We start from the raw sequence: 21,595 nt of genomic DNA on the forward strand, positions 1-21,595 counted from the left end.
CTACATAACTACAAAGAGGCGGCTGCGTGCAGACGGCTACCCACGGCATCATCGAGCATCGCCAGCAGCGTTTCGGTATCTTCCCATCCAAGGCACGGATCGGTAATCGACTGTCCATAAACCATCGGTTCGCCGCTAACCACTTTCTGCGTGCCTTCAATCAGGAAGCTTTCGGCCATGATGCCCGCAATGGCGTTGCTTCCTTCACGAATTTGCTGACAGATATCCTCAGCCACAGTTAACTGACGACGATGCTGTTTCTGGCAGTTAGCGTGGCTAAAGTCGACCACCAGACGCTGCGGCAGAGAGAATTCGGCCAGGTTGGCGCAGGCTTTGGCAATATCTTCGGCATGAAAGTTCGGCGTTTTGCCGCCGCGCATGATGACGTGACCAAACGGGTTTCCGGAGGTGCGGTAAATCGTCATTTGGCCATCTTTGTCTGGCGACAGGAACATATGGCTTACTCGCGCCGCGCGAATGGCATCGATAGCAATTTGCGTATTGCCGTCGGTACCGTTTTTAAATCCGACCGGGCAGGAGAGGGCAGAGGCCATCTCGCGGTGGATTTGGCTTTCTGTCGTCCGCGCGCCGATTGCGCCCCAGCTGATTAAATCGGAAAAATACTGGCCGATTACCATGTCGAGAAACTCGGTGGCGGTTGGCATGCCGATTTCATTTATCGCCAGTAACACTTTACGGGCTAATTCAATCCCGTGATTCACTCTAAAACTGCCGTCTAAATCGGGATCGGAAATCAGGCCTTTCCATCCGACCACCGTGCGCGGTTTTTCAAAATAGGTGCGCATGACAATTTCGAGGCTGTCTTGATACTTTTCACGCAACACGTTGAGTTTACGTGCGTAATCAACCGCCGCCTCAACATCGTGAATGGAGCACGGGCCTACTACCACCAAAAGACGTTTGTCTTCGCCGTTAATGATTTTTTCAATACGCTGACGCGAGGCGGTAACGTTATCAGCAACCGTGGCTGATACAGGCAGCTTGTCTGCCAAAGCCTTTGGCGTTATCAGGCTTCCAATACGGGTGGTGCGCAGTTCATCTGTTTGTGACATGTGAATCTCTGAAATATTGTTCTTCGCAGCGGCAGGAGTGCCGGGAAGTGATGAAACTCACAATAAACCAAAATCAGATCAATTCAACAGGCGCCCACAGATAATATGGCTCAGGTCAGTGAATTCCAGCACAACTGGCCAACTAAACCCTGTTTTCGCATTGATAATGACTTTTCACCGACGTCATTATTTCACTGAAAGCCATCCATCTTTCAAAGCGATTAGAACATACGACGGCTCATGCCAAAGCTGTCGAGAATTTTCGCCGAAATCTCTTCAACCGAATAATTGGTACTGTTCAGATAACGAATCTGATTCTTGCGGAACAACGCTTCAACTTCTGCCACCTCCATTCGACACTGCCTTAGCGAGGCGTAACGGCTGTTCTCGACTCTTTCCTGACGAATGGCGGCAAGGCGTTCAGGCTCGATAGTTAATCCAAAAAGCTTGTGGTGATGGGGTTTCAGCTCGGGCGGCAGCTTGATGTTGTCCATGTCATCGGCGGTAAAAGGATAATTGGCGGCCCTGATACCAAATTGCAGCGCCAGATATAGGCTGGTGGGCGTTTTACCGCAGCGCGACACGCCGAGCAGAATTACCTGCGCCTCTTCCATATTTCGCAGCGAAATACCGTCATCGTGAGCCAGGGTGTAATCGATCGCAGCAATACGCGCATCGTATTTTGTCAGGTTACTGGCCGTCAGGCCGTGCGTGCGATTGGCAATGGGTGAAGGGTCAACGCCCAGCTCATTTTGCAACGGAGCGACCAGCGCTTGAACGATGTCCTGACAAAAACCTTCGCTACCGGCAATGATATCGCGCACCTGCCGCGAAATAATCGAGTAAAAGACGAGTGGCCTAACGCCGGTTTTCTCGTAGATATCATTGATTTGCTGGCAGACGGCTTTTGCGCGCCCTTCGTTTTCGACAAACGGTAGCGAAAAGGTAGTGGCGTTAACCGGAAACTGTGACAAGACGGCATGACCCAGCACCTCGGCAGTGATGGCAGTACCGTCAGAAATATAGAACACGCATCTATCCACGTTGCTTCCTTAGCTGTTTAAGCATCACACGATGGCGTCATTATTAACGCCTTTTTTTTGAATAAAAAGGCTTCTTCAAGATTGAGTGCAGATTTACGAGACGTAGCGCATTTATCCTGCAAGGTTTGCAACGGCACAAACTTTTTTCCAGCAATCCTCGAGAAGTTGACACTGACTTCAGCAAGCCATCAGCAGTGCAGGTAAAGTCGCCTGAATACCCAAAATGTAGAAGTCTATCGTCTGATTTACATCACGTTTCTTAAATTTTGTGATCCAGCACAAATAATGCTGGGGTAATAATCCTAAAGCGTAAAATATCGATTAGCTGGATCGATTCACCTGTCTTTCGGATATGGATCATTATGCTAGGCTGACAAAGTTGAATAGTTCTCAACCATAATTATTTTTCACCATAATGACTCTTCAACTTTTGATTAAATGAAGTCGTCTGATGACGCTTACTCAACTTTAATTTTCGCCCTACATTGAAGGATTGTTTCATGGCCAATCTTGACTCTGATTTACGCAATGTTATCTGGTACAACCAGCTCGGCATGCATGACGTTGATAAAGTCGGCGGTAAAAATGCCTCTTTAGGTGAGATGATCACAAACCTGACCGACCTTGGCGTGTCCGTGCCAAACGGTTTTGCCACCTCTTCTCAGGCGTTCAATGACTTTCTTGATCAAAGCGGCGTGAACCAGCGCATTTATGCCCTGCTTGATCAAACCGACGTTGACGACACGATAGAGTTGGCTAAAGCGGGTAATCAGATACGCCAATGGATTGTTGAAACGCCATTCCTGCCTGAAATGGAAAAAGATCTGCGTGACGCCTATCAGCAGCTCTCCGAAGGCGAGCCAGACGCTTCCTTTGCGGTTCGCTCTTCTGCAACCGCCGAAGATATGCCCGATGCCTCTTTTGCCGGCCAGCAGGAAACCTTCCTTAACGTGCAGGGTTTTGACGCAGTATTAATTGCCGTTAAACATGTTTATGCCTCGCTGTTCAATGACCGCGCCATTTCATATCGCGTGCACCAAGGCTACGACCACCGTGGCGTGGCGCTCTCGGCAGGCGTTCAGCGCATGGTGCGTTCTGATCTCGCGGCGGCGGGGGTCATGTTTACCATCGATACCGAATCAGGCTTCGATCAGGTGGTGTTTATTACTTCAGCCTATGGTTTAGGCGAAATGGTGGTGCAGGGCGCGGTTAACCCAGACGAATTTTATGTGCACAAACCTACGCTGGAAAAAAATAAGCCGTCTATTGTGCGTCGTACCATGGGTTCCAAGAAAATCCGCATGGTTTATGCCGACAGTCAGGAGCACGGCGAGCAGGTGCGCATTGAAGATGTCCCTGAAGAGCTGAGCCAGCGTTTTTCACTGACCGATCAGGAAATTCAGGATCTTGCGCGCCAGGCCGTATTAATCGAAAAACATTACGGTCGTCCGATGGATATCGAATGGGCGAAAGATGGTCATAACGGCAAACTCTATATCGTGCAGGCTCGTCCGGAAACCGTGCGTTCAAATGGCCAGGTCATGGAGCGTTATCAGCTAAACGGCAAGAGCAAGGTGCTGGCCGAAGGGCGCGCCATCGGTCACCGCATTGGCGCGGGTCCGGTTAAGATAATCCATAATATCAGTGAGATGCACCACGTTAAGGCGGGCGATGTATTAGTTACCGACATGACCGACCCTGATTGGGAACCGATCATGAAGAAAGCCTCGGCTATCGTCACCAATCGCGGTGGGCGTACTTGTCACGCGGCGATTATCGCCCGCGAGCTCGGTATTCCGGCTGTCGTAGGCTGTGGCGATGCCACCGAGCGCCTCACGGAAAACCAGAAAGTGACGGTTTCCTGCGCCGAGGGCGATACCGGCTACGTGTATGAAGATGAACTGGACTTCAGCATTCAAAGCTCTGAAGTCAACGAACTGCCACAGTTGCCACTCAAGATTATGATGAACATCGGTAATCCCGATCGCGCATTTGATTTTGCCTGCCTGCCAAATGAAGGCGTGGGTTTGGCGCGGCTTGAATTTATCATCAACCGCATGATTGGCGTTCACCCGAAAGCGCTGCTGGAATTTGATAAGCAAGAGCCAGAATTACAGGCTGAGATTAAAAAAATCATTCAGGGCTATGATTCCCCGGTTGAATACTACGTGGCGCGACTGACCGAAGGGATCGCCACGCTGGGTGCCGCTTTCTGGCCTAAGCGCGTCATTGTGCGTCTTTCAGATTTCAAATCAAACGAGTATGCCAATCTGGTTGGCGGCGAGAAATATGAGCCACACGAAGAGAACCCGATGCTGGGCTTCCGTGGGGCTGGGCGTTACGTCTCTGAAAACTTCCGTGACTGCTTTGCGCTGGAATGTGAAGCGATGAAGCGTGTGCGTAATGATATGGGCCTAACCAACGTAGAAGTGATGATTCCGTTTGTACGCACGGTAGCGCAAGCCGAAGCCGTGGTGGCGGAATTGGCAAGACAAGGGCTTAAACGTGGTGAAGATGGCCTCAAAGTCATCATGATGTGTGAAATCCCGTCAAACGCTTTACTGGCCGAACAGTTCCTTGAACACTTTGATGGCTTCTCGATTGGTTCTAACGACATGACTCAGCTGGCGTTGGGGCTTGACCGCGACTCAGGCGTCGTCTCGGAGCTGTTCGATGAGCGCAACGAAGCAGTGAAAATGCTGCTTTCAATGGCAATTAAGGCTGCAAAAGCGCAGGGCAAATACGTGGGCATTTGTGGTCAAGGCCCTTCCGATCATCAGGATTTTGCGCAATGGCTGATGGAAGAGGGCATCGACAGTTTGTCGCTTAATCCAGATACCGTGGTGCAAACCTGGTTGGCGCTTGCTGAAAATAAAACTGTGACTGAAACAAGATAGCTTTCTTAAAATAGCTGCTGTTAATCACTAAAGTGCTGTGACTTTTCTTTTTGACGCAGCACTGATTAAAGCATTACTTAACAATCATGACTTAACATTTAACAATCATGACTTAACATTTAACAATCATGACTTAACAATGAAGCCGCAAATGTGTTTGTTTTGCGGCTTTTTTATTCTCAAGCCAACGCAGGGCAGTAGAATAAGTAAATCGTTTGGATTAAATAAATAGAAATAGGTTGTTGGAAATCTACAATTAATTTTAATAAAATAATTAGGAGATTTAGTATTAATTACCAAAATTTGGATAAAAAAAAGGCCCGTCATAAATGACAGGCAAAGACTACACACAGCAATTCTTTGGGATACAGGTTTGAGCAAAGCTTGCATATAAATCATGGGGTTGTAAAACCTACTGTTAATTATAGTAGGGTCGATGCCGCTCACAGTCTCTAAGAATAATCTTAATAGACCAATTAATGGCGTTTTTAAAAAAGTTTCTGAATATGTCGGAGTGTTCGGGCTTAGAAAGAGAGAAATTGTATTTACTGCAACGACCGCCCCTACGCTTAACAAATTCGAGTACAAAATTTGAATAAGAGTCGAGGCGGCCAAGAGACGCGGTAATTATTCGCCGAGCAGTTTATTGACCTCTTCGAGATCTTCCTGCGGCTCGGGTGCTTCATTAATCCATAACGAAATCAGGCGATAGGAAACCGCAAGCACGACGGGACCAATGAATAATCCGATAAGACCAAAGGCAACTAAACCGCCAATTACGCCAGAAAGCACCAGCAGCATAGGCAGGTCCGCGCCCATATGAATAAGAATCGGGCGCAGAACGCTATCAAGAGAACCGACTATACAGCTCCAAACCAGTAGCACCGTGCCCCAAGTATTATCGCCGGTCCAATAGAGCCAGATAATGGCCGGGATAAGGATCAAAAGCGGGCCAACCTGAGCCACACAGCAAACAAACATCACTACCGTCAATAAAGTGGCATAAGGAATGCCGACAATGGCCAGCCCAATGCCTCCGAGCACGGACTGAACAATCGCGGTCACTACAACGCCCAGCGCAACGGCGCGAATGGCCTGACCGGCAAGGATAACCGCCGCGTCGCCGCGACCGCCGGCTAAACGAATGGCAAAATGACGGATGCCCATGCCAACGTGTTCACCGCGACTATAAAGTAGGGCGCTAAATAGCAACATTAAAGAACAGTGAAGTATAAAACGTCCGATATTGGCGGCCTGAGAAACAAACCAGCCGGCAGTTTGCCCAACGTAAGGCTGAACTTTAGCCATCAGCGCGCTGCCGCCGCTGTTGATTAAAGTATGCCAACCGACATACAGCTTTCTGCCGACCAGCGGTATTTCGCGCAGCCAGGCAAAGTTCGGCAGATGAAGCTGGGAAGGGTTAGCGGCAAGTTTGGCAAGCGGCGCGCCATTTTCGACCGCGCTGGTAATCAGCAGCGCAATAGGTAAGACAAACAATAGGATAAGCAGCAAGGTCATAACGATAACGGCAAGGCTGCGTCTTCCCCACAGCAGATTTTGAATCCTTATCATCACGGGCCAGGTGGCAATAACAATCATTCCTGCCCATGAAAAGCCCAGTATAAAGGGCTTAACCACCCAGATACTGGCGATAGTCATCATGGCTATAAACAGCACGCCAAACATGATTTTAGGTAAATCATAATTATTACTAGGGAGATTCATGGTAGTTCTCGTTTTGAAAGGCAGGGCTGCACGGCCGGAAATGGGCGTAAAACGATCCTGTTAAGCATGGAGCATTATGCGGTGTTTTAGAAGCGCTGGAAAACGAAGTATGTTAGTTTTTAGATTGCTTTAGACAGGGTGGATACGTTTAACGGATCCAGCGGCCGCCTACAGGCCTGCAAACAACAACAAAGACAGAGTCGTAATCAATGATCCCACAAATTTCTCAGGCGCCCGGTGTCATTCAGCTGGTGCTCGACTTTTTGGAAGCGTTAAAGAAAGACGGGTTTACGGGTGATATGGCAACCAGCTACGCCGATCGCCTTACCATGGCAACCGACAACAGTGTTTATCAGCTGTTACCGGATGCAGTTTTGTTCCCTCGTGCAACCTCCGACGTCGCGCTGCTCGCCCGACTGGCCGGACAGGAAAGATTCAAAACGCTGGTGTTTTCCCCTCGCGGTGGCGGCACGGGCACTAACGGACAATCGCTTAACCGCGGCATCGTGGTTGATATGTCCCGTCATATGAATCGCATCCTCGATATTGATACCGAAGCAGGCTGGGTCAAAGTTGAAGCTGGCGTCATTAAAGACCAGTTAAATGACTTCTTGCGTCCGCTCGGCTATTTCTTCTCGCCCGAACTTTCTACCAGTAACCGCGCGACGCTTGGCGGGATGATCAACACCGATGCTTCCGGGCAGGGCTCGCTGGTGTACGGGAAAACCTCTAATCACGTGCTCGGCCTGCGCGCTATCGTACTGGGCGGCGAACTGCTCGACACCCGCGCGATGCCCACACTATTGGCCGAACAGCTCGGTGAAGAAAAATCGACCGTAGGCGCGATTTATCGCACCGTTTTAGAAAGCTGTCGCGACAACCGCCAGCTGGTTATCGACAAGTTTCCGAAACTTAACCGCTTCCTCACCGGTTATGATTTGCGTCACGTGTTGAGCGATGACCTGCAAACTTTCGATTTGACCCGTATTCTGACCGGATCCGAAGGCACCTTAGCCTTTATTACCGAAGCGCGACTGAATATCACGCCTATTCCAAAAGTCCGACGTTTGGTCAACATCAAATATGACTCCTTTAACTCGGCGCTGCGCAACGCGCCGCTGATGGTTGAAGCCGAAGCGCTGTCAGTTGAAACAGTAGACTCGAAAGTCCTCAATTTAGCCCGCGAAGATATCGTCTGGCATTCAGTGAGTGAATACATCACGGATGTTGAAGGCAAAGATATGCAGGGCTTAAACATCGTTGAATTTGCCGGTGATGACTTGCAGCTGGTTGAAAAACGTATGGAATCGCTGTGTGAACGTCTCGATGGCCTGATCCGTGACCAAGAGGGCGGAGTGATTGGCTATCAGATCTGCGCCGATCTCGCCGGGATCGAACGTATTTATAATATGCGTAAAAAATCGGTCGGATTGCTGGGTAATGCCAAAGGAGCGGCGAAACCTCTGCCGTTTGCCGAAGATACCTGCGTGCCGCCTGAACATCTGGCCGATTATATCGTTGAATTCCGCGCCTTGCTCGACAGCCATAATCTGAGTTACGGAATGTTTGGTCACGTCGATGCCGGCGTGCTGCACGTTCGTCCGGCGTTGGACATGTGTGACCCGCAGCAGGAGATGCTGCTGAAAACTATTTCCGATGAAGTGGTGGCGTTGACGGCCAAATATGGCGGGTTGCTCTGGGGTGAACATGGCAAAGGTTTCCGCGCCGAATACAGTCCGGCGTTTTTCGGTGAAGAACTTTTCCACGAGTTGCGTCGCATCAAAACCTCTTTCGACCCCGATAATCGCCTGAATCCGGGCAAAATCTGTTCGCCGCTAGACTGTGACGAGCCGATGATGAAGGTCGACGCGCCAAAACGCGGCACCCTCGACCGTCGTATTCCGGTTGAGGTGCGCACCGCCTATCGTGGGGCGATGGAATGTAACGGCAACGGATTGTGCTTTAACTATGACGTGAAAAGCCCGATGTGTCCTTCATTCAAAATTACCGCCAGCCGCGTTCATTCGCCAAAAGGCCGAGCAGGCATGGTCCGCGAATGGTTGAGATTACTCTCCGAACAGGGTGTAGAACCGCTGGCGCTCGAACAGGCGTTGCCGCAGCAGAGCATGAGTTTTAGAACCTTAATCGAGAAAACGCGCAACAGCTGGTACGCCAGCAAGGGCGAATATGATTTCTCGCACGAGGTGAAAGAGGCAATGTCGGGCTGTCTGGCCTGTAAAGCGTGCTCGACCCAGTGTCCGATCAAAATCGACGTTCCCGGATTCCGCTCTCGATTCTTGCAGCTTTATCACACGCGCTACCTACGCCCCGTGCGCGATTACGTCGTGGCCGAAGTGGAGAGTTACACCCCGCTGATGTCACGCGCGCCAAAAGTGTTTAACTTCTTCTTTAAACAGCCGTGGGTGCGCGAGCTTAGCCGTAAAAGTATCGGCATGGTTGATTTGCCTTTGCTTTCAACGCCAACGCTGCGCGAACAGCTTTCTGGACACAGCGCCGCAACCATGACGCTGGAACAGCTCGAAAGCATTCCGCCTGCCGAACGCGCGCAGTACGTGTTAATTGTACAAGATCCGTTTACCAGCTATTACGACGCTAAAGTAGTGGCCGACTTCGTGCGGCTAGTGGAAAAGTTTGATCTCAAGCCTGTGCTGCTGCCGTTTTCGCCGAATGGCAAGGCGCAGCACGTGAAAGGCTTCTTGCAACGCTTTGCAAAAACCGCGAAAAAAACCTCGCTGTTTCTTAATCGCGTCTCCCAGTTGGGCATGCCGATGGTCGGCGTAGATCCGGCCCTGGTGCTTTGCTATCGCGACGAATATAAAGAGATCCTTGGCGAATCGCGCGGCTCGTTCCAGGTTCAACTGGTGCACGAGTGGCTGATCAAACTGCTGGCCGATCGTCCTGAAATGCAGCAGAGCGGCGAATCGTGGTATCTGTTTGGTCACTGTACCGAAAGCACCGCGCTTCCGACCAGCGGCAAGCAGTGGGGCGATATCTTTGCCCGCTTTGGCGCCAAACTGGAAAACGTCAGCGTTGGCTGCTGCGGCATGGCCGGAACTTATGGTCACGAAACCAAGAACATTGAGAACTCGCTCGGCATTTATGAACTGTCGTGGCATCAGTCATTACAGCGATTGCCGCGCCAGCGCTGCCTGGCGACCGGTTACTCCTGTCGCAGTCAGGTAAAACGTATTGAAGGAAACGGCTTGCGGCATCCGCTTCAGGCCTTGGTCGAACTTATTTAACCCGCAAGGAGAAGACAGACTCGTGGCACTTTGGAAACGCGACACCACGCTTGAAGAGCTGAATAAAACCAGTCAGGGCTGCATGGTCGGGCACGTCGGCATTGAATTTACCCTGCTGGCCGATGACCGGCTTGAGGCGACCATGCCGGTAGATGCGCGCACGACGCAGCCGTTTAAGCTATTGCACGGTGGGGCATCGGTGGTATTGGCGGAATCGCTGGGTTCGATGGCGGGTTATCTTTGTACTCGTGGCGATCAGCAAATCGTAGGTATTGAAGTTAATGCCAACCATCTTCGCGCGGCGCACAGCGGAAAAGTGACGGGCGTTTGCCGTCCGTTGCACGTTGGTAGGCGGAATCAGGTCTGGGAAATCAAGATATTTGATGAAAATCAGCAGCTGTGCTGTATATCCCGGCTGACAACGGCAGTGATCGACCTTTAATCCGCGTTTAGTGCTAAAATATAGGTAAGGGTGAGGCTGTTTCGGGCTTTCATCCTTATTCTTTATAAGGTTTTCGGTTAATGATTTCGCTTTTTGATTTATTTATCCGCAATATACGAATGACATTAAATTATCGACCCGTTATTTACCACTAATAGCCACAAGGTTAATAAGCTTATTATCGTCATTAATCGTTGAAAGGGTAAATATAAAGCTTAAAGTTGAAAGGGAACGCGTTTAACAAAGTCCGTTTGAAATGCTGTCGCTTTTTCCCAGATGCCTAACATGGCATAATAGTGGCAGATAAGCTTTAAGGTATGGCGAGCAAAATGGTAGCTTTGTACGTGGAATAGTTCGCTGCGTTTTGGGTTATTAATCTCGAGAATCAAGCGGTTATGCAGTTTGCACAGTGCGTGCAGGTAACTGTGATCGTCGCCGTTTTGCAGGCACATGTTCGCCATATCCAGACACAGGCTATTAAAGCTTTTGAGCTGCGATATATCCGCTTCAGGGCGTTTTAACGCCGCGTCGGCCAAATAAAAGTCTACCGTGGCGTCGCGAACGTTAAATTTATATTCGTCGATTTTAGCCTGAAGCCATGCATTTACCGATTGAGCCATGAGCGCACATTCCAATTTGAATGATAACTATTATCATAATTAAATTAATCATATTGGCAAAAATGCGTGGGATCAACGTTTTCGAATACCTTTTTTGTCCCTGTTATTTGTAGGGTCATGAGGCAAAAAGAGCCTTATTTGTTTTGAGGTTTCAGGAAACGCATAAATAGGTATTTCCGATGGATGTTCTATCGTAGTAAAAAGAGGGGATCGTCAACGGCAGATTAGCCTTGAATGTTTCGCTTTTTAACAAAAAATTGACAATTTATTCAATTAGTTGATGAGGTGTTGTCAGAATGCCTTAAAATGGCGACGGCTCATCGACGGACGCGTTCAGGCTACATTGCGATCCGTCATTGCTATACCCTCTTAAAACAAGAGGTTGAAGTGATTAGTGTAATCACTAAAATAGAGACCAAAGGGTTGTCTATTAATGGCCGGTAGATTTATCAATGGCCAGTAATTAGCCATCGCCCGTAAATAATTATCACCCGTAAGTTACGAGGTAAACAGATGCAAACCGAAAATGTCGGCACGTTTTCACTTGATGATAACGTTTGGCAAGGCGTGACGCTGACCGATTCAGCCGCAGCTCAGGTCAAGAACCTGATCACTCAGGATCCTGAGGTCAAAGGTCTGCAGCTTTCCGTCAAACAGTCAGGCTGTGCGGGTTTTGCCTATGTGCTTGATTTGACTAAGCAGCCAGCAAGCGACGATCTGGTGTTTGAACATCAGGGCGCACAGCTTTTTATTCCGTTGAAAGCCATGCCTTTCATCGATGGAACTGAGGTGGATTTTGTCCGCGAAGGGCTGAACCAGATCTTTAAGTTCAATAATCCAAAAGCTCAACACGCCTGCGGGTGTGGGGAAAGCTTTGGCCTGTAATTCTAATGTAATCGAAGCGATGTAACCAACATGTCACGAAGCAACGTAGAAATTCCAGACAACGTGCAGTCTTGGGTCGGCGATGGAAATAAATACAAGGAAGGATTTTTCACCGCGCTGGCAACCGATGAACTCGCATCCGGCATCAACGAAGATGTCGTGCGTGCCATTTCCGCGAAGCGTAATGAGCCGGAGTGGATGCTGGAGTTCCGTCTGCAGGCCTACCATGCTTGGCTCAAAATGGACGAACCGCATTGGCTGAAAGGCGAGTATAAACCGCTTGACTATCAGGACTATAGCTACTATTCCGCACCTTCTTGCGGCAGCTGTGACGATGCCTGCGGTTCCCAACCTGGTGCGACTCAGCAGTCTACTGCCGATTCGCTGGCCATGCCTGCGCTCGACAAAAATTACCTGACCAGCGAAGTTGAAAAAGCCTTTGAGCAGCTGGGCGTTCCTACGCGCGAAGGTAAAGAAGTCGCCGTTGACGCGATTTTCGACTCCGTCTCCGTTTCCACAACCTACCGTGAGAAACTGGCCGAGTCCGGCGTGATTTTCTGTTCGTTCGGCGAAGCTATCCACGACTATCCAGAGCTGGTTAAACAGTATCTGGGCACCGTGGTGCCTGCCGAAGACAACTTCTTCGCCGCGCTTAACGCCGCTGTGGCTTCAGACGGTACTTTCGTTTACATCCCGAAAGGCGTTCGTTGCCCAATGGAACTGTCGACCTATTTTCGTATCAACGCAGCGAAAACCGGCCAGTTCGAACGCACGATTCTGATCGCCGATGAAGGCAGCTACGTCAGCTACATAGAAGGCTGTTCAGCGCCCGTTCGTGATACCTACCAGCTGCACGCGGCCGTGGTTGAAGTCATCATCCACAAAGATGCCGAAGTGAAATACTCTACCGTCCAGAACTGGTTCTCGGGCAGCGAAGAGAGCAGCGGCGGTATCTTGAACTTCGTTACTAAGCGCGCCATTTGCGAAGGTTCCGGTTCGAAAATGTCGTGGACGCAGTCCGAAACCGGCTCCGCTATCACTTGGAAATACCCGAGCGTTATCCTGAAAGGCGATAACTCAATCGGTGAATTCTTCTCTGTTGCGCTGACTAGCGGCAAACAGCAGGCTGATACCGGCACCAAAATGATCCACATTGGTAAAAATACCAAGTCGACCATTATCGCCAAGGGTATCTCGGCAGGTAAAAGCGAAAATACCTATCGCGGCCTGGTGAAAATTTTACCTTCAGCCGAAAACGCGCGTAACTTCACGCAGTGTGACTCGATGCTGATTGGCGCAGAGTGTGGCGCGCATACGTTCCCGTATATCGAAGTGCGTAACAACAGCGCCCAGTTGGAGCACGAAGCGACAACGTCGAAAATCGGTGAAGATCAGCTGTTCTACTGCCTGCAGCGCGGGATCAGTGAAGATGATGCTATCTCGATGATCGTTAACGGTTTCTGTAAAGACGTCTTCTCCGAGCTGCCACTGGAATTTGCCGTCGAAGCGCAGAAGCTTCTGGCAATCAGTCTTGAACACAGTGTGGGCTAACTTCCTGGCTGTCGGCGCGGCGACTGAATTCGTTGCAACGCCGATAACGTGAAAGTTGAAAAGACACCTAACTTGAAGAACAACAGATTTACGAGCGCACAGACGCACAATCAAGGATACACATGTTAAGCATCAAGAATTTAAAGGTCCGTGTAGAAGAAAAGGAAATTCTGAAAGGGCTCGATCTCGAGATCAAGCCTGGGGAAGTGCACGCTATCATGGGCCCGAATGGCTCAGGTAAAAGTACGCTTTCCGCTACCCTTGCGGGCCGTGAAGATTACGAAGTGACTGACGGCACTGTCGAGTTTAATGGTAAAGACCTGCTCGAGCTCGATCCAGAAGAGCGCGCGGGCGAAGGCGTTTTCATGGCGTTTCAATACCCGGTTGAAATTCCTGGCGTCTCCAACCACTTCTTCCTGCAGACTGCGGTAAACGCAGTACGCAAATATCGCGAACAGCCGCCAATGGATCGCTTTGATTTCGCCGATTTTATGGACGAAAAAATCGCGATGCTGAAGATGCCAGAAGACCTGTTGAGCCGTTCGGTCAACGTAGGCTTCTCCGGTGGCGAGAAAAAACGTAACGATATCCTGCAGATGGCGGCTCTTGAGCCAAGCCTGTGCATTCTGGATGAAACTGACTCCGGTCTGGATATCGATGCGTTGAAAACTGTTTCCAGCGGCGTTAACGCCCTGCGTGACGGTAAACGTTCATTTATTATTGTGACCCACTACCAGCGTATCCTCGACTATATCAAGCCTGACTACGTGCACGTTCTTTGGCAGGGCCGCATTGTAAAATCCGGTGATTTCAGCTTGGTTAAACAGTTAGAGGAGCAGGGTTATGGCTGGCTTACCGACGAAGAGTAATGCCCCTGCAGCCGGTAGTTCGCATGCAATGCAACAATTCTACCGTCTGTTCGAAAGCGTAGGTGGCGAACAGTCTTCTCATGCGCACAATCATTGGCAGCAGGTTCTGCGCCTTGGTTTCCCGCATGCCAAGCTGGAAAACTGGAAATATACTCCGGTCGCGCCGCTGCTGGGCAATCAGTTTTTTGCCCCCGAAAAGCAGACTGTCTCAAGTGAGACGGTGCAATCCCTGAGTCTGCCGCTCGACACTTACCGTCTGGTATTTGTTGATGGCCGTTTTGACGCGGATCTCAGCGACACTGACACGGGTGCTTTCGAAATTGAAAAACTGACGCCTGCGAGTCAGCAGACGCTTCCAGAGGCTATTCAATCGGAAGTGTTCCTGCATCTGACCGAAAGTCTGGCGCAGGATGGTTTGAAAATTCGTTTAGCTGCCAACAAACAGGCTGATAAGTCGTTGTATCTGCTGCACATTAGCAGCGGACGTGCGCAGTCTCGCGAGTTGAACACCGTTCATCATCGTTATCATTTGGCGGTTGAGCGCGGTGCGAATGCGGAAGTTATTGAGCATTATGTCAGCCTTGACGATGCAGGCCATTTTACGGGTTCGCGTTTGACGGTCGATATTGGTGACAATGCCGATTTCACGCATTACAAGCTTTCGTTCGAAAGTCAGGCAAGCTATCACTTTGCGCATAACGATTTGGTTATCGGTCGTGATGCCCGTGTTGCCAGCCACAGCTTCTTGCTGGGTGCTGGTTTGACGCGTCATAACACCAGCGCTCAGCTTAACGGCGAAGGCAGCGAACTGAACATCAATAGCCTGTTACTGCCGATCGACAGTGAAATTGCGGATACTCGCACCTATCTCGAGCACAACAAAGGTTACTGTAACAGCCAGCAGCTGCATAAAGTGATCGTTAACGACAAGGCGAAAGCCGTGTTCAACGGCATGATTCAGGTGGCTAAACACGCGCTGAAAACCGACGGCAAGATGACCAACAACAACCTGTTGCTGAGTCCGAAAGCCGAAGTCGATACCAAACCGCAGCTGGTCATTTTCGCCGATGATGTGAAATGTGGTCACGGCGCAACGATCGGTCGCATGGATGACGAGCAGCTGTTCTATCTCCGCGCGCGCGGCATTAGCGGGCTTGATGCACGTAACATGATCATTTTCGCTTTCGCGGCCGAGCTGACCGAAGCTATCGAAAACGAAACGCTGCGTGAAGTTGTGATTGCACGAATTGCAGGCCGACTGAACCGAGGTGAGTAATGAGTTTTCCACTGGAAAGAGTGCGTAATGATTTCCCTCTGCTGAGTCGCGAAGTCAACGGTAAGCCATTGGCTTACCTTGATAGCGCCGCCAGTGCGCAAAAGCCGCGTCAGGTGATTGAGCGCGAGAGCGAATTCTATCAGCACGACTATGCCGCCGTGCACCGTGGAATTCATACTCTCAGCGTTGAAGCTACCGAGCAGATGGAAAACGTACGCAAGCAGGCTGCCGCATTTATCAATGCGGCTTCTGCCGAAGAAATCGTCTTTGTTAAAGGGACGACCGAAGCCATCAATCTGGTTGCCAATACTTTTGGCCGCACCAAGCTGGTCAAGGGCGATCGCATCATCATTACCGAGATGGAGCATCACGCCAATATCGTTCCGTGGCAGATGATCGCCGAAGAGCGCGGGCTGCACATCGACGTTTGGCATTTAACGCCGCAAGGCGAGCTGGACATGAGCCAGTTCGACTCTTTGCTGACGCCACAAACCAAACTGCTGGCGCTGACTCACGTTTCCAACGTGCTCGGCACCCGCAATCCTATCGAGACGATTGTTCCGCAGGCCAAGGCCGCCGGACTTTACGTGCTGGTGGATGGCGCGCAGGCGGTGATGCATCATAAAGTTGACGTGCAGGCGCTGGATTGCGATTTCTACGTATTCTCCGGCCACAAACTTTATGGTCCAACGGGCATCGGCATTCTTTACGGCAAAGCGGCACTGCTCGACGAAATGCCACCGTGGGAAGGTGGCGGCTCAATGATCAAGCACGTCAGCCTGACCGAAGGCACCACGTATGTGAAAGCGCCGTGGCGTTTTGAGGCCGGTTCTCCCAATACTGGCGGCATGATTGGTCTGGGCGCGGCGTTTGATTATGTTAACGAGCTGGGTCTCGACGCTATTCACGACTATGAGCAGCAGCTGATGAGCTACGCGCTCGAGCAAATGGCTGATATTCCGGATCTGCACATTTATGGACCCGCAAGCCGCTCCGGCGTGATTGCCTTTAATCTGGGCAAGCATCACGCCTATGACGTGGGCAGTTTCCTCGACCAATACGGCATTGCGATTCGTACCGGTCACCACTGCGCCATGCCGCTGATGTCATTCTTTGGCGTGCCGGCGATGTGTCGTGCGTCGTTGGCGATGTACAATACGCGTGAAGAAGTTGACCGTCTGGTGGCAGGATTAAAACGTATTAGCCTGTTGCTGGGTTAACGCCGTTAAAACGCGTAAAAGAACAGACGCCACATTAGTCAGGATGGTTTTTTATGGCAAATTTGCCAGATAAACAGAAATTAGTCAGAAACTTTTCCCGGTGCCCGAACTGGGAAGAAAAGTATCTGTACGTGATCGAGCTGGGTGGGCAGTTAGACCCGCTCAGTGATGAGAATCGTCAGGAGCAGAATCTGATCTCCGGCTGTCAAAGTCAGGTTTGGATTGTGATGAACAAGGCTGAAAACGGCCAACTGGCGTTTCTGGGCGACAGCGATGCCGCGATCGTCAAAGGGTTGCTGGCCGTGGTCTTCAGCCTCTACCACGGCTTGACCGCAGAAGAAGTGATCGCGCTTGATGTGCGACCTTTCTTTGCTGAACTTGAACTTAGCCAGCATCTGACGCCGTCACGTTCTCAAGGTCTTGAGGCGATGATCCGTGCGATCCGCGCCAAAGCGACAATCATGGCTTAACCCCGAGTGGGCCATGTTTGTTTTGAACAGCCTTAATTAACATTAAACAGCCTTTAATGGCTTTTAATACCAAGCCCGATTCGTTAGGAATAATCTGCTAATGAGTCGGGCTAATTTTTGATTTACAACCCCGCCAACCTGATTTATTTCTGATTTTTCATTATCTTATTCCCTGAGTGAACCCTGAACGTGCGCTACGCAATCAATTTTCTAACTTATTGATTTCTGGTATTTAAAGCCTCTTTAGGAGTTGCACTGCTAGTATTAATTCATCAGATAGACGACCCTTGCCAAGAAAACATGGGTTATTAACTTGATGAGTAGGAATCTGCATGAAACTCACTTTACCTTTACTGGGAATGCTCGTTGCCACGCTGTTTACCGGCGGAATAACGGCCTCGCGCGCCGCCGAATATCCTTTACCCGCTGAAAATAGCCGCCTTATTGGCGAGAATACGCCTTACGTGGTGCCTAACGATGGCAAACCGTTGGAAGATATCGCCGCCAAGTATCAAATCGGGCTGATTGCCATGCTGGAGGCCAATCCGGGCGTTGATCCGCTGCTGCCGAAAGCGGGCACGGTGTTAACTATTCCGAGCCAGATGCTGCTGCCTGACACCAAGCGTGAAGGCATTGTTATTAACCTTGCCGAACTTCGCCTTTATTACTATCCGAAGGGCGAAAACAAGGTCATCGTTTATCCGATTGGCATTGGCCAGCTCGGACGCAACACGCCGGAAATGGTGACCTCGATTAGCCAGAAAATCCCGAACCCGACCTGGACGCCCACGCCAAATATTCGCAAAATTTATTTGAAAGAGCAGGGCATCACCTTGCCAGGCGTGGTTCCGGCAGGGCCAGAAAATCCAATGGGGCTGTTTGCCATGCGATTGGCGGCGGGGCAGGGCCATTATCTGATTCATGGCACCAATGCCAACTTTGGGATTGGTATGCGCGTGAGTTCGGGCTGTATCCGTCTTCGCCCAGATGATATTGAAGCGCTGTTTAACAGCGTGCCAAAAGGAACGCGTGTACAGGTGATTAACCAACCGATCAAATTTGACGTTGAGCCGGACGGTAAACGCTACGTTGAGGTTCACCAGCCGTTGTCGCGCACTGAAAAAGATGACCCGCAGACCATGCCTCTTGCACTCAGCGCGGCTTTGAAGAAATTTAAAGCCAGCGATGAGACCAATGCGCAGATGTTGAAGAGCGCGATTGAACGTCGCTCAGGCATGCCGGTGTTGGTTAATAAGGGCAACGAGAAGCCCAATACTGCGCCGCAGGCAGAAACGCTGTAAGCCATTTTTGACAACAGTTTGGTGTAGCCATTAAGCTTCAGCGCATTAGCCCTTTATTAAATGCTTTAAAACGCCGCCAGAACGCTTTGGCGGCGTTTTTATTTGAAAGTCTTGTACAGGGAGGGATTTAAATAAAAATTGAGCAGGCGCTTTTTGAGGAGGTTTAAAGCAAAGAGCTGGGAAAGGATAGAGAAACGCGAGCAAAAAAAATGGCGCACAATGTGCGCCATTTAGCTATGAGAAGTAAATATTACTTCTTGTAAGCGTGAGCTTGGTTGTCAAGACGTTGGTTAGCACGTGCTGCGTCGTCTTTAGCTGCCTGAGTGTCAGCTTTAACAGCTGCAACGTCGTTGGACAGTTGATCAACTTTAGAGTTCAGAGTTGAAACGTCAGAAGACAGTTGGTCGATTTTAGCATTGCTTGAACAACCAGCCAGCAGAGTAGAACCCAGGATTACTGCGCCCAGTACCAGTTTAGTGCGATTCATTATAAAACCCTCTAGATTAAGTTAATCTCCATGTAGCGATACAAGTATTACACAAACCTTTTTCTAATGAGAATAAATTTTTACAGGCAAATGCTTTATTTTGTTCATTCGCTCAAAGAAGCATCTTTTTTTACATAAAAGTTGAAAAACGTTATCTAAAACAGACTGATTCCATGAGACTTGTCCCATTTTCAGAACATCGTATTTGACAACCTTTTCTTAAAATTTCTGAAAATAGGCAAAAAAAAACGCCGCACGAGGCGACGTTTTTTGAATGGTTAACACATCAACAGTTATAACGTATGAACAGATGAGGTGTTTGTCGTGCCACTTGGGACCAAAGCACCTGAAACCATAACCACTTTATCGCCCTTCTGAGCAAGACCACTTTCGAGTGCCGCATCTTTACCAATGCGATAGAAATCGTCAGTTGAGGCGATTTCTTTCACCAGTTGGGTAATAACGCCCTTGGTGAGGATCAGCTGGCGCGCTGTCACTTCATTGGTGGTCAATGCGAGGATGATCGCATTAGGGAAATATTTACGCACTGCGATAGCAGATTTTCCGCCGTTGGTCGCAACCACGATCAGCGGGGCATCCAGTTTTTCGGCCATTTCAACGGCACCGCGACAGACTGCTTCGGTAATACGCAGTTTGCGGCTGTCATTCTGACCATCAATACGGCTCTGCATTACGCGGTCGGTACGTTCGCAGATGGTCGCCATAATCCCTACGGCTTCTAACGGATATTTACCCTTGGCGCTTTCGCCAGAGAGCATGACCGCATCGGTGCCGTCGATGATGGCGTTGGCAACGTCACCGGCTTCCGCACGGGTAGGACGCGGGTTTTTGATCATCGAGTCGAGCATTTGAGTCGCCGTGATTACCACTTTACGTGCACGGTTACATTTCTCGATCATCATTTTCTGCGCGAAAATAACTTCTTCTACCGGGATTTCAACGCCGAGATCACCACGAGCGACCATGATGCCGTCAGAGGCTTCAAGGATTTCGTCGAAGTTGTTCAGGCCTTCCTGGTTTTCGATTTTGGAAATGATCTGGATGTGCTCGCCGCCGTGCGCTTTCAAATGCTCACGGATTTCGATCACGTCAGAACGTTTGCGAATGAAAGAGGCTGCGACGAAATCGACGCCTTGCTCACAACCGAAAATCAGGTCGCGTTTGTCTTTTTCGGCCAGGGCAGGCAGGGCGATAGAAACGCCAGGCAGGTTAACGCCTTTGTTTTCGCCAAGGTCGCCGTTGTTCAGCACTTTACAGGTCACTTCGGTATCGCTGACCTGAGTCACTTCCATACCGATCAGGCCATCATCGACCAATACGGTGTTGCCCACTTTCAGGTCGGCAGCGAAACCGGCATAGGTCACAGCAACGCGTTCGCTGTTGCCGATAACGCTCTGATCGGTAGTGAATACGAAAGTCTGGCCCGCAACCAGTGAAGCGTCTTTGCCGCCTTCCAGTTTAATGGTGCGGATTTCAGGACCTTTGGTATCTAACAGGATGCCGGCTTTCTTGCCAGTTTTAGCCATTACGTTGCGGATGTTGGTGATGCGCTGGCCGTGCTCTTGATAATCACCGTGAGAAAAGTTCAGACGCATAACGTTCATGCCGGCATCAAGCAGTTTGGTCAGCATCTCTTCGGATTCGGTTTTTGGTCCGATAGTACAAACAATTTTAGTCTTTTTCATGACGATTTTTTCTACAAGTTGTGATGGATAGGATAAGAGTGCGCAGGGCGGCAAGACGTTCACCGTCCGCGCTGAATGATTTTCCGAACTGGTTTACGAAACGATTCAGTTTTAATAAAACACGATTAATAGTATGCAAAGCATCATTAAGGGTAGGCGAGTACGGGAGAAATGCAGTGTAAAGTTCGACGGGCACGCCGTGGTCTGAACGAGTTTTAATCGCTTCGGGGATGAAGACGCTTGTTATATGACGATATCGATAGATCAAGGGGTTGAATCCATTCAATCTAAGAAGCTGTGCCAGTTTTCGTTGTCGCTAGTATAGAGGTTATGACAAGGGGAAACCAAATAAAAAATGGGGTGATGCGCAAGACGGCACAATCAACTGCGTGTTTGTTGCGCAAAGGCGAAGAAGTGGTCAAAACGGGCTAACATGCTGTTTATGGTTTTAATCTACGCAGTGTAAAGGCATTAACATCAGGAAACATGACGCGATTAACGGAAACAAAAGGGGAGAAGAGAGATCAAAAAAAGAGAGCTTTTGCGCGTGCAGGATTTAGCGATCGGCAAAGTAATCATCGGCAAAGTAACAATTGGCAAAGTAACAATTGGCAAAGTAAAAATTGGCAAAGTAAAAATTGCGCTGGGGATGTTTGGGATAGAGCAGGGAAGGTTATTTCAGGATTTGCATTGGTGCGTCCGAGTGGACTCGAACCACCGACCCCCACCATGTCAAGGTGGTGCTCTAACCAACTGAGCTACGGACG

16 protein-coding genes are annotated in these 21,595 nt (G+C 49.8%); 10 read left to right on the top strand and 6 right to left on the bottom strand.

Annotated elements, in window-relative coordinates:
- Nucleotides 1–8: 8 nt before the first annotated feature.
- Both SC206_RS19210 and ppsR read right to left on the bottom strand, forming a co-directional pair.
- Entirely contained in the window at nt 9–1,073 is a 1,065-nt protein-coding gene (locus tag SC206_RS19210) for a 3-deoxy-7-phosphoheptulonate synthase (protein ID WP_332739803.1), read from the bottom strand.
- 221 nt (nt 1,074–1,294) lie between these two features.
- Nucleotides 1,295–2,116, bottom strand: a complete 822-nt coding sequence (gene ppsR / locus SC206_RS19215) for a posphoenolpyruvate synthetase regulatory kinase/phosphorylase PpsR (RefSeq protein ID WP_332739805.1) — start codon at nt 2,114–2,116, stop codon at nt 1,295–1,297.
- A 500-nt stretch (nt 2,117–2,616) separates the two neighbouring features.
- Between ppsR and ppsA the strand changes: the two genes are divergently transcribed.
- Nucleotides 2,617–5,013 (top strand): phosphoenolpyruvate synthase, encoded by a 2,397-nt coding sequence (gene ppsA / locus SC206_RS19220; RefSeq protein ID WP_332739807.1) that lies wholly within the window; start codon nt 2,617–2,619, stop codon nt 5,011–5,013.
- A 627-nt stretch (nt 5,014–5,640) separates the two neighbouring features.
- Here the strand turns inward: ppsA and ydiK are convergent.
- Entirely contained in the window at nt 5,641–6,738 is a 1,098-nt protein-coding gene (gene ydiK / locus SC206_RS19225; RefSeq protein ID WP_332739809.1) for an AI-2E family transporter YdiK, read from the bottom strand.
- Nucleotides 6,739–6,947: 209 nt separating this feature from the next.
- On the opposite strand from ydiK, the gene ydiJ reads away from it, so the two are divergent.
- Together ydiJ and SC206_RS19235 are read left to right on the top strand one after the other, a co-directional pair.
- On the top strand, nt 6,948–10,001 hold the full coding sequence (gene ydiJ, locus SC206_RS19230; protein WP_332739811.1) for a D-2-hydroxyglutarate dehydrogenase YdiJ: 3,054 nt from the start codon (nt 6,948–6,950) through the stop codon (nt 9,999–10,001).
- An 82-nt stretch (nt 10,002–10,083) separates the two neighbouring features.
- Nucleotides 10,084–10,443, top strand: a complete 360-nt coding sequence (locus SC206_RS19235; protein ID WP_332739857.1) for a hotdog fold thioesterase — start codon at nt 10,084–10,086, stop codon at nt 10,441–10,443.
- Between the two features lie 215 nt (nt 10,444–10,658).
- On the opposite strand, the gene SC206_RS19240 is transcribed toward SC206_RS19235, so the two are convergent.
- Complete coding sequence (locus tag SC206_RS19240; RefSeq protein ID WP_332739813.1) at nt 10,659–11,063, bottom strand: hypothetical protein; 405 nt, start codon at nt 11,061–11,063, stop codon at nt 10,659–10,661.
- Between the two features lie 513 nt (nt 11,064–11,576).
- Here SC206_RS19240 and sufA point away from each other — a divergent pair.
- From sufA to SC206_RS19275, 7 genes are all read left to right on the top strand, one after another.
- Complete coding sequence (gene sufA, locus SC206_RS19245; RefSeq protein ID WP_332739814.1) at nt 11,577–11,948, top strand: Fe-S cluster assembly scaffold SufA; 372 nt, start codon at nt 11,577–11,579, stop codon at nt 11,946–11,948.
- Nucleotides 11,949–11,978: 30 nt separating this feature from the next.
- Complete coding sequence (sufB, locus tag SC206_RS19250) at nt 11,979–13,499, top strand: Fe-S cluster assembly protein SufB (protein ID WP_332739815.1); 1,521 nt, start codon at nt 11,979–11,981, stop codon at nt 13,497–13,499.
- A gap of 122 nt (nt 13,500–13,621) precedes the next feature.
- The gene (gene sufC / locus SC206_RS19255) at nt 13,622–14,368 is read left to right on the top strand and encodes a Fe-S cluster assembly ATPase SufC (protein WP_332739817.1); all 747 of its coding nucleotides are present in this window, start codon (nt 13,622–13,624) and stop codon (nt 14,366–14,368) included.
- Entirely contained in the window at nt 14,343–15,644 is a 1,302-nt protein-coding gene (sufD, locus tag SC206_RS19260; RefSeq protein WP_332739819.1) for a Fe-S cluster assembly protein SufD, read from the top strand. The genes sufC and sufD overlap by 26 nt, the downstream gene beginning before the upstream one ends.
- The gene (gene sufS / locus SC206_RS19265) at nt 15,644–16,864 is read left to right on the top strand and encodes a cysteine desulfurase SufS (protein WP_332739821.1); all 1,221 of its coding nucleotides are present in this window, start codon (nt 15,644–15,646) and stop codon (nt 16,862–16,864) included. The genes sufD and sufS overlap by 1 nt, the downstream gene beginning before the upstream one ends.
- Nucleotides 16,865–16,917: 53 nt before the next feature.
- Nucleotides 16,918–17,334 carry a cysteine desulfuration protein SufE gene (gene sufE / locus SC206_RS19270; protein WP_332739823.1) on the top strand — a complete coding sequence of 139 codons (417 nt, stop codon included), beginning with the start codon at nt 16,918–16,920 and terminating at the stop codon, nt 17,332–17,334.
- 332 nt (nt 17,335–17,666) lie between these two features.
- Nucleotides 17,667–18,635, top strand: coding sequence for a L,D-transpeptidase family protein (locus SC206_RS19275; RefSeq protein WP_332739825.1), 969 nt, complete (start codon nt 17,667–17,669; stop codon nt 18,633–18,635).
- 250 nt (nt 18,636–18,885) lie between these two features.
- Here SC206_RS19275 and SC206_RS19280 read toward each other — a convergent pair whose 3' ends face one another.
- A complete protein-coding gene (locus SC206_RS19280) occupies nt 18,886–19,122 on the bottom strand; it encodes a major outer membrane lipoprotein (RefSeq protein ID WP_009635919.1) in 237 nt (78 codons plus the stop codon).
- Nucleotides 19,123–19,415: 293 nt separating this feature from the next.
- A complete protein-coding gene (gene pykF / locus SC206_RS19285; protein ID WP_332739829.1) occupies nt 19,416–20,828 on the bottom strand; it encodes a pyruvate kinase PykF in 1,413 nt (470 codons plus the stop codon).
- Nucleotides 20,829–21,595 lie beyond the last annotated feature (767 nt).

Source organism: Rouxiella sp. T17, assembly GCF_036663475.1.
Taxonomy (GTDB): domain Bacteria; phylum Pseudomonadota; class Gammaproteobacteria; order Enterobacterales; family Enterobacteriaceae; genus Rouxiella.

Coding starts and splice junctions, on each gene's coding strand:
- sufC (WP_332739817.1), top strand. CDS start 13,622: ATGTTAAGCATCAAGAATTTAAAGGTCCGTGTAGAAGAAAAGGAAATT.
- sufA (WP_332739814.1), top strand. CDS start 11,577: ATGCAAACCGAAAATGTCGGCACGTTTTCACTTGATGATAACGTTTGG.
- SC206_RS19235 (WP_332739857.1), top strand. CDS start 10,084: ATGGTCGGGCACGTCGGCATTGAATTTACCCTGCTGGCCGATGACCGG.
- SC206_RS19210 (WP_332739803.1), bottom strand. CDS start 1,073: ATGTCACAAACAGATGAACTGCGCACCACCCGTATTGGAAGCCTGATA.
- SC206_RS19240 (WP_332739813.1), bottom strand. CDS start 11,063: ATGGCTCAATCGGTAAATGCATGGCTTCAGGCTAAAATCGACGAATAT.
- sufD (WP_332739819.1), top strand. CDS start 14,343: ATGGCTGGCTTACCGACGAAGAGTAATGCCCCTGCAGCCGGTAGTTCG.
- ppsA (WP_332739807.1), top strand. CDS start 2,617: ATGGCCAATCTTGACTCTGATTTACGCAATGTTATCTGGTACAACCAG.
- sufB (WP_332739815.1), top strand. CDS start 11,979: ATGTCACGAAGCAACGTAGAAATTCCAGACAACGTGCAGTCTTGGGTC.
- SC206_RS19275 (WP_332739825.1), top strand. CDS start 17,667: ATGAAACTCACTTTACCTTTACTGGGAATGCTCGTTGCCACGCTGTTT.
- pykF (WP_332739829.1), bottom strand. CDS start 20,828: ATGAAAAAGACTAAAATTGTTTGTACTATCGGACCAAAAACCGAATCC.
- sufE (WP_332739823.1), top strand. CDS start 16,918: ATGGCAAATTTGCCAGATAAACAGAAATTAGTCAGAAACTTTTCCCGG.
- ydiJ (WP_332739811.1), top strand. CDS start 6,948: ATGATCCCACAAATTTCTCAGGCGCCCGGTGTCATTCAGCTGGTGCTC.
- sufS (WP_332739821.1), top strand. CDS start 15,644: ATGAGTTTTCCACTGGAAAGAGTGCGTAATGATTTCCCTCTGCTGAGT.
- SC206_RS19280 (WP_009635919.1), bottom strand. CDS start 19,122: ATGAATCGCACTAAACTGGTACTGGGCGCAGTAATCCTGGGTTCTACT.
- ydiK (WP_332739809.1), bottom strand. CDS start 6,738: ATGAATCTCCCTAGTAATAATTATGATTTACCTAAAATCATGTTTGGC.